Source organism: Nocardiopsis sp. LDBS1602 (assembly GCF_035818715.1).
Taxonomy (GTDB): Bacteria; Actinomycetota; Actinomycetes; order Streptosporangiales; family Streptosporangiaceae; genus Nocardiopsis; species Nocardiopsis alba.
In genome coordinates this window covers 768690-784899 of the sequence record NZ_JAYLVW010000002.1, presented here as the reverse complement: position 1 = coordinate 784899, position 16210 = coordinate 768690, and the positions used below count along the sequence as shown (strand labels likewise).

Here is a 16210-nt window from a genome sequence, read left to right as displayed (position 1 = left end):
TCCGGAAACAGCGAAAGGCCGCCGTTCGGGGACGATGTCCCTCGAACGACGACCTTTCACTCGTGGAGGTGGCGGGAATCGAACCCGCGTCCTTCAGCACCGAGCCAGGGCTTCTCCGGGTGCAGTCCGTGGTGCCGTTCTACTCGGCCCCGACGCTTGCACGAACACATCGTCGACAGGCCCAGCCACGAAAATGTCCCACTCGGGCCCCGTGGCCTGATCCGAGCGGTGAGTCATCTGGCTGATGCCGGACCCCGAGCCGATGACGAGCTCAGGCCGACAGAGTCACAATCGCTTAGGCAGCGAGAGCGAACTCAGTGCGCTTGGAATTGGCACTTGAATTTACGTGAATGCAGGATTAACGAGGTCACAGACACAACCCTCGACCCGCTTCCCCTGGAACGACTACCGAAGTCGAAACCGATCACCCCCTGTGAAGTTGTCAAGACCACCTGGACCCGAGGGCCGGGCGGCCGACATGCGAGTGCGAACACCCGCGTATCCGTCACTCTACCCGTAGAACAGCACGGGGACCAAGCCGATTCCCGGCACGGGGAGGGAATCGAGATCGATCCCGGAACAGGGAGAAACCCCCGTGAGGCGGACACAAGAGAGGTCGACGCGGCTCACGGGGGCGGCCGGCAGGGTCGGGCCGACCTTCAGACCGGCAGGATCTCCCCCGAGATGAGGTCCTGCCTCATCGAACTGGTCCGCTACCCCCTGTCGCGGGCCCAGTCACCCGGAAAGACGCTCGTGAGGCCGTGAAGGGTTGCCCCGGGTCTCACCTCTTTTCGAACCCGTCGTCGAGATGCCCGTTCACCCGCCCTGAGATCACCCCGGTCACCCTGACCGAGGCGCTTCCCCGGGCTCTGTGAGGCACGTGAAAGACCCCCGGGGCCGGCGTTGGAGATCGAGTCCCTCCACACCGACCCCGGGGGCCGTCGATCGCGTCATCCCCTAGTGGTCCGGCCCGGCCTCCGTGCCGGGGAGGGAGTCCGGGTTCACGGCCTCGCCGAGAGGAGGCTGCTGCTGTCCCTCGACCGTCTCCTCGGTCTCCGGAACACCGTGCGCCACACCGTTGAGGAAGCCCGTGGCCGCGGTCACCGCGTACTGCTGCCACATGGTCATCTCGGGGTCGACCTCGGCGAGCACCGCGAAGGCGATGTCGCCCTGGTAGCCGACGAACCAGTGCAGGGAGGTGTCGTCCTGCTCGGCCCTGGCGGCCTGCCCGTACACCGGCTCCTCACCGACCCCGACCTCGGGGAAACGGTTGGTGACGGCCTCGCGCAGACCCTCGCGGATCACTTCGAGGTGCGCCTCGTCCAGCGAGCCCTCGGTGGCCGGAGAGGGGCCCTCCTCGCGGACGAGGGTGGGGCCGTTCCAGGAGCCGTCGGCGATCGCGGCGGCGGCGAGGGCCATCCCGAGCGGGCTCACCTCGACGCCGTCCTCACCGATCATGGCCGCGGCCGCGTCGGCGTCACCCGAACCGACCTCGACGGTGCCGGTGGAAGTGGGAAGCGGAAGCTGCCAGTCGGCGCCCAGCCCCAGGCGCGCGGCCGAGTCCTGGATCTGCTCGGCACCGACCTCGGAGGCGACGTCGACGAAGCCGACCGTGCACAGGAAGGCCAGGTTGCGGGCCAGGTCCGGGTCCCCGGCGAGGAAACCGCCACTGGGGTTGGTGAAGGTCCGGTCGCCGACCTCGGACTGATAGTCGCAGGGCATCGGACTGTCCGAGGTGACCGCACCCGATTCCAGGGCGGCCAGGGCCGACACCATGGTGAAGGTACCGCCGGGGCTGTAGGCCCCGGTGAAGGCGGCGTCGTCGGTGGCCTGTCCGGAGGCGTTGGCCGCGGCCAGGACCTCGCCCGAAGCGGTGTCGACCGCCACGAGGTAGCCGTCGCCCGGCATGCCCTCCAGGGCGCTCTCCGCCGCCCTCTGCACGTTCAGGTCCAGGGTGGTCTCGATGCCGCCGCTGCGGACGCCCTCCCAGGACTCCAGGACCGCGGTCTGCTCGCCGTCCTCGCCGAGGGTGACCACCTGGGTGGTCGCGTTACCGGCGAGTTCGTGCTGGAAGAGGTTCTGGAGGCCGCTCAGACCGACGGTGTCGCCGGCCTGGTAGGAACCGGCCACGCGGGAGGAGACCCGGTGCTCGGCCGTACCCGCGACCTCTCCCACCAGGAAGGGCGAGACCCTCGGAGAGAGGTTGATCTCGATCTCCTCGGTCTGCACCCCGGCGATCTTGCCCGCCTCGCTCAGCAGGGTGCCGTCCACGCTGGAGTCGCGCATGAGCACCAGTGGCTGGAACTGCTCGGGCGGGGCGGAGCGCACGCGGTTGAGCAGCGGGTCGGGGTCCTCGTCGAGGAGTTCCGCCAGCTCGGTGACGCCCTCCTCCTTGTCGTCCATCTCGGCGGGCAGGACACCGAAGGCGGTCACGCTGTCCGCGGCGACGAGGGGTTCGCCCGAACGGTCGAAGATCTGGCCGCGCTCCTCGATCTCGTAGCTGACGGCCAGCCGCTCGCCATCGTCGAGATCGGGGTGGACGACCGAGGACGACCAGTCGATCAACCAGCCCTGCGGACCGTCGGTCAACGGCATGCGGCCGGTGTAGTTCCACACCGGGTCGCCGATACCGAGGTCCGCAGAGACCTCGAACTCCGCGAGGGCCTGGTCGCCGTCACGGGTGATGGTGCCCAGGTCGAAACGGACGGAGGCCAGGTCGAGCTGGTCGTGCACGTCGGCCAGGGCCGCCTCCACCTCGGCCTGGTCGCCGTTGGTGAACCCGGCGGCCCGGGCGTGGTCCCCGTCCTGCCAGGAGAGCAGGAAGGACCTGACGGCCACCTCCGGGCTGGGGTGGGTCGTACACGCCGCGAGGGACAGGGCGACGAACAGGCCACTGCCGGCGGCCGCGATCCTGCGGCCGAGGGGACGGGGGGACACCTTGTGTGTTCCTTTCAGGCGCCTCGACGTAAGAGGGCTATCGCCGACGGCGAAGCGCGCGTTCCATGTCACGCTTGGCCTCACGTTCGGCGATCGCATGGCGCTTGTCGTACTCACGCTTACCGCGGGCCAGAGCGATCTCGACCTTGGCCCGGCCGTCACTGAAGTACAGGGACAGCGGGACCAGCGTGCGCCCGGGTTCCCGGGTCTTGCCGATCAGTCGGGAGATCTGCTCGCGGTGCAGGAGTAGCTTACGTGATCTACGGGCCGAGTGGTTGGTCCACGTGCCCTGTGAGTATTCCGGGATGTGGACGCCTTCGAGCCACACCTCGTTGTCGTGGATGTGCGCGAAGCCGTCCACGAGGGAGGCACGTCCTTCTCGGAGGGACTTCACCTCGGTACCGGTCAGGACCAGGCCCGCTTCGTAGGTCTCGTCGATGTGGTAATCGTGCCGGGCCCGGCGGTTCTGGGCGATGAGCTTGTGCCCGGTTTCCTTCACCACGGTTGTATCCCTTCATGAGTCCGGGGGGCCAGTGGCCCCCCGGTACCCGGCGCCCACCCGAGGGCCGTCAGACCTTCAGGTAGCGACGCAGGGTGAGGAACGAGGTCACGGTGCACAGGAGCACACCGAGGATGACCGAGACGCCGATGACGTAGAGCAGGGCGCCCGTGCCCAGGGCGACGTCGAACTGGAACCAGTCCTCGATCCGGGTGAGCAGCGTGAACCTGGTGGCCACGATGAACCCGGACGCGATCACACCACCGATGAAACCGGCGATGGCGCCTTCGAGAAGGAAGGGGAGCTGGATGTAGAAGTTCGAGGCGCCGACCAGGCGCATGATGCCCGTCTCGCGGCGCCGGCTGTAGGCCGACAGCCGGATGGTGTTGCCGATGAGCAGCGCGGCCGCGGCCAGCTGCACGCCGGCGACGACCAGGGCCGCCCACTTGAGGCCGTCGAGCAGCCCGAAGAACTGTTCGAGGACGCGTTGGTCGTTGGACACGGAGTCGACGCCGTCGGCCCCGTCCACGGCGTCGCGCACGGCGTCGTAGTTGTCCGGATCGGTGAGCTGCACCCGGTAGTTGTCCGGGATGTCACCCTCCTGGGCCGCCTCGGCCAGGGCCTCGTTCGAGGAGCCGATGCGGTCCTGGAAGTCCTGCCAGGCCTCGGCCGCGGTCAGGTAGCGGTAGCTATCGACCTCGGAGAGGGAGTCCAGCTGCTGCTCCAGGGCGGCGCGGTCCTCGTCGGTCGCGGCACCGTTCTCCTGGCAGGCCGCGGTCGGCGAGATCTCGTTGCACATGTAGATGGTCAACGTGATCCGCTGGTCCCAGTAGTTGCGCATCTCGGAGACCTGCTGGTTGACCAGCAGACCGGCACCGAACAAGGCGAGGGAGATGGCCACCGTGGTGATGACGGCGATGGTCATCGTCAGGTTGCGACGCAGGCCGATCCACGTCTCGGAGAGAACGAATTGTGCTCGCATGATCTGTTAAAGGTCCATCCTTCGGGGCTTCGCCGTGCCGGTGGTCTCGCGGTCGCCGACCGACGCCCGGCGACGAGTGCCAGGGGTCAGTACGCCTGGCCGTAGACGCCGCGCGTCTGGTCGCGCACTACCAAGCCCTCTTCAAGCTCGATCACGCGCTTGCGCATCGAGTCGACGATGGCGGCATCGTGGGTCGCCATGACGACGGTCGTTCCCGTGCGGTTGATTCGGTCCAGCACCTTCATGATGCCGATGGAGGTCGCCGGGTCGATGTTTCCGGTGGGCTCGTCGGCCAGCAGGATCTGCGGGCGGTTGACGAAGGCGCGGGCGATGGCCACACGCTGCTGCTCACCACCGGAGAGTTCACCGGGCATTCGTCCGGCCTTGCCTTCGAGGCCGACGAGTTCCACGACCTCGGGCACGACCTTCTTGATGAACCGCCTGGGCTTACCGATGACCTCCAGAGCGAAGGCGACGTTCTCGAAGACGTTCTTGTTCGGCAGCAGGCGGAAGTCCTGGAAGACGCAGCCGATGCGGCGACGCAGGTGCGGAACCTTCCAGTTGGACAGGCGCGCGAGGTCCTTGCCCGCGACGTGCACGCGCCCCTTGTCGGGCTTCTCCTCCTTCAGCACCAAGCGAAGGAAGGTCGACTTACCCGAGCCGGACGGGCCGACCAGGAAGACGAACTCGCCCTTGTCCACGTCGATGGAAACACCGTCGAGCGCGGGGCGCTTCTGGGTCAGGTACTGCTTGGTGACGTTATCGAAGTGGATCACAGGCGCATCACAAGGCTCTCGAAGGTAAGGGCACCCGGCGGAGGAGCTCCGCACGGGATCGTACCGGCCGCATGGCCAACCGACAGTTTAGAGGGGACGGTGGCCCGGATTGTCCAGGTCCCGTCACGCCCAAGAGATCTGTGGAGATCAGTGCACTATCGGACAACAGCCACGAGCATATCGGAGGTGTCAACCGATGATAACGTTCACATATAGCAGTTTCGGTAAAACCGCGGAGACGTGGACGCCACCTCCGGACCACGATCCATCGTGGTCGCCGGGACTGTACACCGGCCACGTCCGAAGCGCGACCGGGCGTGTCCCCGCCCCGGGGGCGGGGACGTACCGGTGCGTTCCTACTCGTTGTTCTCGCGGCTGCGCATCCACCGGATCTCGGCGTCGATGAAGCCGTCGATGTCCCCGTCCAGCACGCCCGAGGTGTTCCCGGTCTCCATGCCGGTGCGCACGTCCTTGACGCTCTGGTACGGGTGCAGGACGTAGTTGCGCATCTGGGTGCCCCAGCTGCTCACCGAGTCCCCGCGCAGCTCGTCCAGGGCCGCCTGCTCCTCCTGGCGCTTGCGGGCCAACAGCTTGGCCTGGAGCATCGACATCGCGGTCGCCTTGTTCTGCAACTGCGAACGCTCGTTCTGGCAGGAGACCACGATGCCGGTCGGCATGTGGGTGATCCGCACCGCCGAGTCGGTGGTGTTGACGCCCTGACCGCCGGGCCCGCTGGAACGGTAGACGTCCACGCGCAGCTCGGTCTCGTCGATCTCGATGTGGTCGCTCTGCTCCACCATCGGCACGACGTCCACGCCCGCGAACGAGGTCTGACGTCGGTTCTGGTTGTCGAAGGGCGAGATGCGCACCAGACGGTGGGTGCCGTGCTCGCCTCGCAGGGTCCCGTAGGCGAAGGCCGACTTCACCGCGAACGAGGTGGACTTGATGCCCGCCTCCTCCGCGTAGGAGGTCTCGTAGATCTCCGTGGGGTGGCCGTGCCGCTCCGCCCAGCGCAGGTACATGCGCTGCAACATCTGCGCCCAGTCGGCGGCGTCGACGCCACCGGCCTGGGAGTTGATGGTGACGATGGCCTCGCGCTCGTCGTGCGGGCCGTTGAGGAGGGTGCGCACCTCCAGCTCGCCGATCTCCTTACGGAGCTGTTCGAGCTCGCGGTCCGCCTCGGCCCTGGTGTCGGGGTCGTCCTCGGCCTCGGCGAGCTCGTAGAGCACACCGAGATCGTCGAGACGCCGCCCGATACCGCCGACCTTGTTGACCATGGACTCCAGGGTGGAGAGGCGACGCGTCACCTTCTGCGCGTTGTCCTGGTCTGCCCACAGTTCGGGGTCGGCGGACTGCTCACGCAGCTCGGCGATCTGGGTCTGCATCGCCTCCAGGTCCAACACGGCGGTCACACTCGCCAGGGTCGCCGCGAGTTCCTTGATCTTCTCTGCTGGGTCCAGTTCTGCCACGGACCCAGTGTAGGACCCCGGACGGGGCCCGGGCCCCGTCCAGAGGCCGAAGGGGCGTACGGATCGCTCCGTACGCCCCTCACGTGAGGCCCCGGTCCCACCGGGGCGCGCGCCCTATCCCACCAGGGAGCGGATCGACCGCAGGGCCACCGAGAGGGTGGCCAGGTCGAAGCGCTCGTTCTCCTGGATCTCGGAGAGGGTGATGCCCGCCCTCTGGACGGCCGTCTCGTTCTGCTCGCTCCAGCCGGCGATCAGCTCGTCGTCGGAGACGTCCGTGCCCGACTCCAGGACCCGACCGGTCAGGTCCGCGTGCGCGGCGTACAGGTCGTCGCGCAGGGCCGAACGGGCCGTGGTGACCCAACGGTCGTCACGGGGCAGATCGATGATCCGCTCACGCCACCAGCTGATGTTGAAGCGGTCCGCCAGCTCGAAGTAGAGCGCGGCGACCCGACCGACCGGGCTGCCGGTACGGTGCGCGATCTCCACCAGGTCCAGGGTGGAGTAGGCGGGCACCATGACCGCGACCCGCTCGGCGAGCGCGGCCGGCACGCCCATCTCGGTGTAGCGGTCACGGCGCTCCTCGAACGCCTCCCGGTCACGTCCGCGCAGCAGGTCCACCAGCTGCGGGAGCACCTCGCCCACGCCCTGGGCGAAGAACCCGATCTCGGTGCCCAGGTCCAGCGGGAAGGTGCGGTTGCGCAGCAACCAGCGGGCCGAGCGCTCGGCGAGCTTGCGGATCTCCAGCAGCAGGACGAGCTGGCTGTCCACGGAGATCCGGTGGTCCAGCGCCTCGATCTCGCCCCACAGGTCGCGCAGGCCCAGGACCTCCTGGACCACCAGGTAGGCGCGGGCGATGTCCGCGGCGCTGGAGCCCAGCTCCTCGTTGAGACGGAACGCGTAGGTGATCCCGGACCGGTTGACCATCTGGTTGGTCACCTGGTTGACGATGATCTCCTTGCGCAGCGGGTGCGAGGCCACCTCGGCCGCGAACTCCTCCGAACGCAGCGGCGTCGGGAAGTAGTCGGTCAGGGTCGACGCCAGGTAGGGGTCGTCGGCCAGGTCCGACAGGGCGATCTGCTCCTTGAGACTGATCTTGGTGTAGGAGAGCAGGGTCGCGAACTCGGGGCCGGTCAGCCCCTTGCCCGCGGCGCGGCGCTCGGCGATCGTCTTGTCGGAGGGCAGGTCCTCCTGCTTGCGCTTGAGGACCTTGGTGCGCTCCAGGTGACGCATGTAGCGGCCGTGGACGTGCAGCATCTCCCGGGCCTGCTTGCGCGCGGCGGCCAGGACCGTGTTCTGCGCGTAGTTGTCCTCCAGGACCAGCGACGCGACCTCGTCGGTCATGTCGATGAACAGGCGGTCCCGGTCGGCCTTGTCGAGCTTGCCGGCGCGCACCTCGCGGTCCAGCATGATCTTGATGTTGACCTCGTGGTCCGAGGTGTCCACACCGGCCGAGTTGTCGATGAAGTCGCTGTTGACGCGGCCGCCCTCACGGGCGAACTCGATCCGGGCCGGCTGGGTCAGACCCAGGTTGCCGCCCTCGCCGACCACCTTGACGCGCAGCTCGGAGGCGTCCACCCGGACCTGGTCGTTGGCCTTGTCGCCCACCTCGGCGTGGCTCTGGGTGGAGGCCTTGACGTAGGTGCCGATGCCGCCGTTCCAGAGCAGGTCGACCGGTGAGGTCAGGACCCGACGGATGAGCTCGTCCGGGGTGAGCGCGGTGACGTCGGCCTCGATGCCCAGGGCCTCGCGCATCTGCGGGCTGACCGGGATCGACTTGGCCGTCCGCGGGAACACGCCGCCGCCCTCGGAGATGAGGTCGGCGGAGTAGTCCTCCCAGGTGCTGCGCGGCAGACGGAACATCCGCTCACGCTCGACCCAGGAGGTGTGCGGGTCGGGGTCGGGGTCGACGAAGACGTGCCGGTGGTCGAAGGCGGCGATCAGCTTGATCTGCTTCGACAGCAGCATGCCGTTACCGAACACGTCACCGGACATGTCGCCGATGCCGACGGTGGTGAAGGGCTGCTCCTGGACGTTCACGCCCATCTCGCGGAAGTGGTACGTGACCGATTCCCAGGCGCCCCGGGCGGTGATGCCCATGCCCTTGTGGTCGTAGCCGACCGAGCCGCCGCTGGCGAAGGCGTCGCCCAGCCAGAAGCCGCGCTCGTTGGAGATGCCGTTGGCGATGTCGGAGAAGGTCGCGGTGCCCTTGTCCGCCGCCACCACCAGGTAGGAGTCGTCGGCGTCGTGGCGGACGGTGCGCTCGGGGTGCACGATCCGGCCGTCGACCAGGTTGTCGGTGACGTCCAGCAGGCCGCTGATGAACTGCTTGTAGCAGGAGACGACCTCGGCCATCACCTCTTCGCGACCGCCGTCGGGCAGACGCTTGCAGACGAAACCGCCCTTCGCGCCGCTGGGCACGATGACGGAGTTCTTCACCATCTGCGCCTTGACCAGGCCCAGGACCTCGGTGCGGAAGTCCTCGAACCGGTCGGACCAGCGCAGACCACCGCGGGCCACCGAACCGAAGCGCAGGTGGACGCCCTCGACGCGCGGCGAGTAGACGTACATCTCGTACCGGGGCCGCGGGTTGGGCAGGTCCGGGATCTCCTGCGGGTTGAGCTTGAGCACCAGGTACGGGCGCGCCTCGTCGCCGCCCTGGTAGTGGTTGGTGCGCAGGGTGGCGTTGATGACCGCCAGGAACGAACGCAGGATGCGGTCGTGGTCCAGGCTGGCCACGCCCTCCAGCTCGCCCTTGATCTTGCCGATGACGGCCTCGACCCGTTCGGTCCGCCCCTCGTCGGCGCGATCCGGGTCGAAGCGCTCCTCGAAGAGCTCCACCAGGAGGTTGGCGATCCCGACATTGGCGACGAGCACGTCGGCCAGGTAGTCGGGGGTGAAGGTGGAGCCGGCCTGGCGCAGGTACTTGGCGTAGGCGCGCAGCACGGTGAGCTGACGCCAGTCCAGCCCGGCGCGGACCACGAGGGCGTTGAAGCGGTCGGACTCGCCCAGGTCACGCCAGGAGGCGTCGAAGGCGTCCTCGAAGAGCGTGCGCAGACGGCCCGGCGACAGGTCGGAGGAGGGGATCGGGCCCAGACCGAAGTCGTAGATCCAGATCCTGCCCACGCCCTCGGCGTCCAGGGAATAGGGGCGCTCGTCGACCACCTCGACACCGAGGTGCTCCAGAACCGGCAGGACCCGGGAGAGCGAGATGGGCTCGCCGATACGGGCCAGACGGAAACGCCAGGAGAAGTCGTCGCCCTCTTCCTCGGGAAGGTAGAGCGAGGCGGTGAACTCACCCGCCCGCTCGTCCGGGGAGGTGCGCTGGATCAGGGCCTCGATCCCGGCGATGTCCCGGGCGGCGGTGGTGGGGCTGTTGTCGACCTTGTAGGCCTCGGTCAGCCCGGCGCCGTAACGCTCCTTGAGGGTGGTGGCCCGGGTGGGGCCGAACTCCTCGACGAGCGCGTCGTCGAAGTCGACGTCCCAGGAGCGGGCGGCCTGGCGGACCTTCTCCTCCAGGGCGACCTGGTCGATGTCGGCCAGGGTGTGCCCGTGCTGAGCGCGGGCCACCAGGTACAGGCGGGCCAGCGGGGCGGCGCCGATCATCACGTTGTGGTCCATCGTCGCGCCGCGGAAGGCGTCGGCGAGGACGTTCTGGATGTCGAGGCGGACCCGGGTGCTGTACTGGTCGCGCGGCATGTACACGAAGCAGGACATGTACCGGCCGCCGTACGGGTCGCGGCGCATGAACAGCTTGGTGCCGCGACGCTCGCGCAGACGCAGGACGCCGCGGACGATGTTGTACAGCTCGCCCACCGGGATCTGGAGGAGTTCCTCGCGCGGGAAGGTCTCCAGGAGCTCGATGAGGTCCTTGCCGTCGTAGCTGTCGGCCTCGAAGCCGGCCTGGGCCAGCACCTCGGCCTGCTTACGGCGCAGGATCGGGATGTGACCGATGCTGGTGGTGGCGGCCTGCGAGGTGAACAGTCCGAGGAAACGGCGCTCACCGACGATGTTGCCCTGCTCGTCGAACTTCTTGACGCCGACGTAGTCGAGGTACTTGGGGCGGTGGACGGTGGCGCGGGAGTTGGCCTTGGTGAGCACCAGCACGTAGGGCTCGCGGGCCTTGGCGCGGATCTCCGGGGGCAGGGCCGCGAAACCGCTGGAGGCGGGCGAGTCCATGCGCAGGATGCCCAGGCCGGTGCCGGGCTCGGGGCGCAGCGACTCGTCGCCGTTCTCGTCGGTGACCAGGGCGTACTCGCGGTACCCCATGAAGGTGAAGTTGCGGTCGGAGAGCCAGCGCAGGAACTCGACGCTCTCGCCGATCTCGCGGGGGTCGACCCCGCCGGAGACCAGACGGTCGGAGTAGGCGGAGACCTCGTCGGCGATCCGGATGATCCGGTCGCTCATCTTGGCGGCGTCCTCGTCCACCTGGCGGACGTCGCCGAGGACGGACTCCAGCCTCTCGGTGATCTCCTTGACGCGCTCGGGATCGCTCTGCCGGTCGATCTCGATGTGCATCCAGGACTCGTCGAGGGGCAGCAGGTCGTCACCGCCGATCTCGGGGTCGACCTCGCGCAGTCGGCCGGTCACGTCACGGCCGACGGTCATCTGGGGGTGGATGACGACCCGAACGCCCGTGGCCATCTCGGCCAGGGCCATGGTCACGGAGGAGACCAGGAAGGGAGCGTTGTCGGTGACGATCTCGACGATGCTGGTCTGCTGCTCCCAACCGTCCCGTTCGAGGTCGGGGGTGTAGACCCGGACCTTGGCGCGCCCCTGGGCACGTTCGGTGCCGAAGGACAGGTGGGCGGCGGCGGTCCCGCAGATCTGTTCGGGGCCGCGACCGCTGATCTCCTCCGGGTCCGTGTGCCGGTAGTAGAGGGGGAGCAGGCGGCGGACCTCGTCGGCGGCCTCGGGACTCAACCGTGTCCCGGGGTTCCATCGAGAGGCCGCGTCACTGAGCAGCTTCTGGAGGATGACGTCGGATTGCCCGGACATAGGGATCTCTCACTCCTTTGTGAGCAACGTCGCACGAGCGCTGTGAAGAACACTCGAAGGGTGTGACGGGCCGGCCGATCCTCCGGTCGCCCCGCCGGGAGAGTGAACTTCTGTGCTGGGTTGTGACTTCTCGTGAACCCCTTGAGGCGCAAGGGATCCACGAACATGGTGGTCGGGTCGGTACCTGTGCGCACAGGCGATATGGAACGAGGCGACGGGACACCGTTGTCCCACCTCGGAGGCGCTTCCGCGAGCGGAAACGCCCGCCCCCACCGTAGCGGGGACCGCGACCAGGCTACTGCTTTTCGCGTCGGAGAACAGGATCGACACCGTTACATGGCGGTTACGTATGGTCTCCACCGGAAGGTGAAGCTCGGTGGCGACGCACACAGAAGCACACGCCCTCCATCGACGACACCTTCCGTCGTTATCGACACGTTACCCCACGATGGTTTAGAGATCACCTTCGGGCGAACCAGCAGGCTACTTGGGGGTCGCCTGGTGCACGGCGGTCATCACCGCTCGAGGGTCGCCCAACTCGGGCAGGACGATCTTGGCGCCCGCCTCACGCAGCTGCCCCTCGGTCGCGGAGTCGTTGAGCACCGCGATGGGGGTGGCGCCTCCGAGCAGGGCCGCGCGCACGTCCGGAACGGAGCCGGTGATGAACACCGTCTCCTCCTCCCCGTAGACCCGTCCCCCCTCGCCCGCCGCGTGCAGGCGGATGGACTGGATCAGGCTGGACTTGGGGTAGTTCACCGAACCGAACCCGCCCATGGACAGGTCCAGGTAGCGGTCCAGGTCGAAGGCGACCAGCTTGGCGGTGGTGTTGGCGCGCGTACCGCCGCTGACCACGGTCTGGACCGTGTCCGGCATGGAGGCGACCGCCGCCAGCGAGGCCGCCGCTCCGGGCATGACCCGCCCCTTGGCCGGGATCTGGTCGGCCCGCCTGCCGAAGGTCTCCTCCAGGGTCGCCAGGAAGTCGGACAGGATCTCCCCGTCCGGCTCGATGTCGACGTAGTTGCGGGCGCAGAACTCGAAGAACATCTCGGAATCGGTTCGACCGGCCGACGACGTCAGGTAGACCAGCGGCTCGCCGGTGACCTTCTCGAAGGCCTCGGCGTAGGCGGCCCGCATGACCTGCCCGACGTCGAGGAGGGTGAGGTCGACGTTCCATAGCACCAGGCGGCTGATGGCTGCTCCTCGGCGTTCGGGGATCGGGGACGACCCCATTTTGCCGTATGGGCGATTCAGGGAGGAAACGGTGTCCCGACCCGGCCAGCCGGCGGGGGCGCGGCGCATGCGTCCACCCCCGACCGACACAGAGGCCGGTCGGGGGTGGACGGAGCTCGGCTCAGACCTGGGAGGGAAGGGTGGAGACCAGACGGGCGAAAGCGGACCACTCGGAGGCGCCCACCGCGAGGAAACCGTCCCCCGGGTTCTTGGAATCACGGATGGCGGCGCCTGTCGGCAGACCCGCCACCTCGACACAGTTCTCCTGAGCGGTGGAGTAGGAGGACTTACGGAAGGCGGGCGTCACCTGCGCGACCTCGACGCAGTTGTCCTGGGCGGTGGAGTAAGAGGACTTACGGAACTCCAGCAGCATGATCAGGCTCGCTTGTCGTAATCGGCGGCGATGGACTCGATGAGGTCGAGGGACTTCTTCGGGGCCAGGGCCAGGTTATGGACGGCGTCGAAGATCAGCCTATGCCGATCAACGTAGGCCTCATCCTCCACGTACAGGGATTCCACCCCGGTGGAGATGCTGACGATCCCCGGCTCCGGGCTGGGGAACTCGAGCAGGGAGAAGGCACCGTCCATCGCGGTGTGCGCTCCCGCCTCGAAGGGCACCGCCAACAGGGTGACCTTGTAATGGGCGGCCATGCCGGCGAGGAACCGAAGCTGTTCCACCATCACCTTTCGTGATCCCACCACCCGGTGGAGGGCCGCCTCATCGATCACACAGATGAATTGTGGTCCACTGGGAACGTCGAGCACGCTTCGGCGGGCCATACGTGAGTCCACCTTGCGCTGGGTGTCCTCCGGCGGAACGATTTGGCTGGACTCGAAGATCGCCGTGGCATAGGCCGGTGTCTGGAGCAACCCCGGAACCGCAAGCGCCTCGTAGGAGCGGATACGGACCGCCTCGGCCTCCAGGTCGGGCAGGGGCCCGGTGAAAAGGTCGGCATATTGATGCCAATCGCTGCGCCCGCGAGATTCCTCGGTCAGACTGAGCAGATGCGCCCGGTCCTCCCCCTCCACCTCATAGAGGTCGAGCAGAGCCTCCACTTCGGCGCGTTTGGGGTACTTCCACTCGTTGCGCTCGGCGCGTGTCAGCTTGGTGGCCGAGGACCAGCCCAGTCGCTCCACCACCCGCGCGGCGGACATACCGCTCTCGGCGCGCAGCCGTTTGAGCGCGGCCGACAGTCGACGCCGTCGCACCCCGGGCGAGTGCCCACCAGTCACGGAAACCCCTTCCAGGCAGAACCTTTGCGTCTGCATCGTAGTAGCCGGAGTAGCCGGCACTGATGGAATTTTTTTAGTCCAAACACAATAGATCTCTTGAGATTGTGTTCGAACACATGCATGCTGGAGTCAGCGGCACACCCGTACCGGGTGTCGCCTCCTCTACGTAGGGAGTTGACTCCATGGCGTCGACGATCACGTCCGAATCCGATCTGTACACCGAGGTCATCCAGATCATCCGAGGCGGTGAGCCCGACGACGAGGGGATCCCGCTGGCCGGACGGATCTCCCCCTTGGCCCCGAGCCTCAACACGCGCACCTGCGCCTGCTCCTCCGTCCTCTTCGGTTTCGGCTTCTGGGAAGCGCTCGAACGCCTGAACCCCTACCGCAAGGACAGCGACATCTGGATGCGCGTCTTCGCCGAAGGTGATGACGAGGGCGACCTTCCCGAAGGCGCACAGCTCATCGAGACGAGGCGGGTGAGCTACCGCGTCCGCTAGACACCCGTTCCGTGCCGTTGGGCGGCGCCACCCTCGTACCGTGGCGCCGCCCATCAGCACGGCCGGACACCCTCGATAGGAGACACCCCCCTTGATGATGAAACGCCCCGCCCACGATCCGTCCGCTCCCCGAGTGGCCGGCCGGCCGATGCACGGAGAAGGTGGTGCGGCGTGAACCTGGACGACCTGCACTCCAGTCTCGTCGCGAGGCTCGACACCTCCGAGACGGTGCGTGCGGCCTTCGCCGACCATCCCCGGCACCGGTTCGTCCCCGACCTGGTGTGGCCGGACATCCAGGGGTTGCCGTTGATCCGCTCGGCCGACCCCGAGCGGTGGACTTCCTACGTCTACGACGACGACGCGGTGGTCACCCAGGCCAACGACGGGGGCAGTGGGGCCATCAACCACCCCTCTTCGTCCTCGTCCGCCCCCCAAGTGATGGCCGACATGATCGCCGCCGCCAGGATCGAGCCCGGTATGCGGGTGCTGGAGATCGGCACCGGCACCGGCTGGAACGCGGCGATCCTCACCTCTCTCGTCGGACCCACCGGATCGGTGACCTCGATCGAGATCGACCCCAAGGTGGCCCGGCACGCACGCGGCCGACTGTCGGGATCGGCGGTCCGGATCGTCGAGGGAGCCACACCTCCGGAGGGTGTCTACGACGCGGTCATCGCCACGTGCTCCGCACACCGGATCCCCGACGAGTGGACGCGTCACCTCACCGAGGAAGGCCGCCTCGTCCTCCCCTGGGCTCCGTACGAGGCGGACGGTCCAACTCCCATCGCGGTCCTGGCCAGTGGGCGGAGCGGGGGCTTCGTCCGGGACGGCTCGTTCATGCGCGACCGGGGCCAACGCGTACCGAGACAGAGATTCCCCGGAATGGACAGGGAGACCGAGCGAGAGGGGAACCTCCCCTTCGGTTCGCGGGATCTACTCGATGAGGACCTCCTCACCCGCCTGGTACTGGCCACCCCCGAGATCACGATCGGCATGGGTCTACGCCCTTGGACGGACGGGGTACCGCAACCCATCATCGCTCTGAGCGCCGAGGACTCCTGGGCCTACATCTGGCCGGACGGTTCCACCACCGGTGGTGGCCCCCATGACCTGACCGAGGAGCTGAGTCGCTCCCACGATGAGCTCGACGGGGCGGGCCGGCCCGAACTATCGGAGTTCACGCTGGAGGTCTCCCCCGACCACCGCACCCACACGGTTCGCTCCGGCCCCCTCGGCCCCTGGCAACACCGGGTCCGATGAAGGTTCTCCCCGGGATCGATCAGGAGGGGCGGACCTTCGAGGTGACCCGCTTCGTCATGAGGGCGGATCCGGGCGCCTTGGACTACGACCTGAGAGTGGAGGACTGAGCGACCGTGCGACCACGTATCCGTGAGCGGACCGACGAGGAACTGGACGAACTGGGCACCATCTTGCCCCGGGTCCACGCCTTCGACGGCTCCCCCGGGGTGCCCGCGCACTGCTACGCCTGGTCCCCTTCTGCGACGTGACCCACCGCGGGGCGCGGCCCCCCCGGGGGGGGGGGCCCCCGGGGGGGGCGGGGCCAACAACCGACCCCCCCCCAAAACACC

12 protein-coding genes and 1 other RNA gene are annotated in these 16210 nt (G+C 67.9%); 3 read left to right on the top strand and 10 right to left on the bottom strand.

The annotated features are described in order from the left end of the window. Positions 1-60: 60 nt before the first annotated feature. The 10 genes from ssrA to U9J66_RS11535 form a co-directional block, all read right to left on the bottom strand. Positions 61-432: a transfer-messenger RNA gene (ssrA, locus tag U9J66_RS11580) on the bottom strand. A gap of 525 nt (positions 433-957) precedes the next feature. Then, positions 958-2937 carry a penicillin-binding transpeptidase domain-containing protein gene (locus U9J66_RS11575; RefSeq protein WP_161110546.1) on the bottom strand — a complete coding sequence of 660 codons (1980 nt, stop codon included), beginning with the start codon at positions 2935-2937 and terminating at the stop codon, positions 958-960. A 37-nt stretch (positions 2938-2974) separates the two neighbouring features. Next, complete coding sequence (gene smpB / locus U9J66_RS11570; RefSeq protein WP_014911332.1) at positions 2975-3439, bottom strand: SsrA-binding protein SmpB; 465 nt, start codon at positions 3437-3439, stop codon at positions 2975-2977. A gap of 67 nt (positions 3440-3506) precedes the next feature. Beyond that, positions 3507-4418 (bottom strand): permease-like cell division protein FtsX, encoded by a 912-nt coding sequence (gene ftsX, locus U9J66_RS11565; RefSeq protein ID WP_014912537.1) that lies wholly within the window; start codon positions 4416-4418, stop codon positions 3507-3509. 86 nt (positions 4419-4504) lie between these two features. Then, positions 4505-5194 carry a cell division ATP-binding protein FtsE gene (ftsE, locus tag U9J66_RS11560; RefSeq protein ID WP_014911876.1) on the bottom strand — a complete coding sequence of 230 codons (690 nt, stop codon included), beginning with the start codon at positions 5192-5194 and terminating at the stop codon, positions 4505-4507. Positions 5195-5550: 356 nt separating this feature from the next. Beyond that, complete coding sequence (gene prfB / locus U9J66_RS11555; RefSeq protein WP_014911712.1) at positions 5551-6663, bottom strand: peptide chain release factor 2; 1113 nt, start codon at positions 6661-6663, stop codon at positions 5551-5553. A 114-nt stretch (positions 6664-6777) separates the two neighbouring features. Then, a complete protein-coding gene (locus U9J66_RS11550; protein ID WP_326337657.1) occupies positions 6778-11658 on the bottom strand; it encodes an NAD-glutamate dehydrogenase in 4881 nt (1626 codons plus the stop codon). 483 nt (positions 11659-12141) lie between these two features. Continuing rightward, a complete protein-coding gene (locus tag U9J66_RS11545) occupies positions 12142-12888 on the bottom strand; it encodes an HAD family hydrolase (protein WP_014909538.1) in 747 nt (248 codons plus the stop codon). Between the two features lie 121 nt (positions 12889-13009). Then, positions 13010-13261 carry a DUF397 domain-containing protein gene (locus U9J66_RS11540; protein WP_326337656.1) on the bottom strand — a complete coding sequence of 84 codons (252 nt, stop codon included), beginning with the start codon at positions 13259-13261 and terminating at the stop codon, positions 13010-13012. 2 nt (positions 13262-13263) lie between these two features. Continuing rightward, positions 13264-14121, bottom strand: a complete 858-nt coding sequence (locus U9J66_RS11535; protein ID WP_326337655.1) for a helix-turn-helix domain-containing protein — start codon at positions 14119-14121, stop codon at positions 13264-13266. 182 nt (positions 14122-14303) lie between these two features. Here U9J66_RS11535 and U9J66_RS11530 point away from each other — a divergent pair, with 182 nt between their 5' ends. The 3 genes from U9J66_RS11530 (at position 14304) to U9J66_RS11520 (ending at position 16129) form a co-directional block, all read left to right on the top strand. Beyond that, on the top strand, positions 14304-14621 hold the full coding sequence (locus U9J66_RS11530) for a hypothetical protein (RefSeq protein WP_014908268.1): 318 nt from the start codon (positions 14304-14306) through the stop codon (positions 14619-14621). A 171-nt stretch (positions 14622-14792) separates the two neighbouring features. Beyond that, the gene (locus U9J66_RS11525) at positions 14793-15881 is read left to right on the top strand and encodes a methyltransferase domain-containing protein (protein ID WP_326337654.1); all 1089 of its coding nucleotides are present in this window, start codon (positions 14793-14795) and stop codon (positions 15879-15881) included. 113 nt (positions 15882-15994) lie between these two features. Next, positions 15995-16129, top strand: a complete 135-nt coding sequence (locus tag U9J66_RS11520) for a hypothetical protein (RefSeq protein WP_326337653.1) — start codon at positions 15995-15997, stop codon at positions 16127-16129. The last annotated feature ends 81 nt before the right edge of the window (positions 16130-16210 follow it).

Bases quoted from the DNA above. Each gene is read 5' to 3' on its own strand.
- U9J66_RS11545 (WP_014909538.1), bottom strand. From the start codon at position 12,888: ATGGGGTCGTCCCCGATCCCCGAACGCCGAGGAGCAGCCATCAGCCGC.
- ftsX (WP_014912537.1), bottom strand. From the start codon at position 4,418: ATGCGAGCACAATTCGTTCTCTCCGAGACGTGGATCGGCCTGCGTCGC.
- U9J66_RS11540 (WP_326337656.1), bottom strand. From the start codon at position 13,261: ATGCTGCTGGAGTTCCGTAAGTCCTCTTACTCCACCGCCCAGGACAAC.
- U9J66_RS11530 (WP_014908268.1), top strand. From the start codon at position 14,304: ATGGCGTCGACGATCACGTCCGAATCCGATCTGTACACCGAGGTCATC.
- U9J66_RS11550 (WP_326337657.1), bottom strand. From the start codon at position 11,658: ATGTCCGGGCAATCCGACGTCATCCTCCAGAAGCTGCTCAGTGACGCG.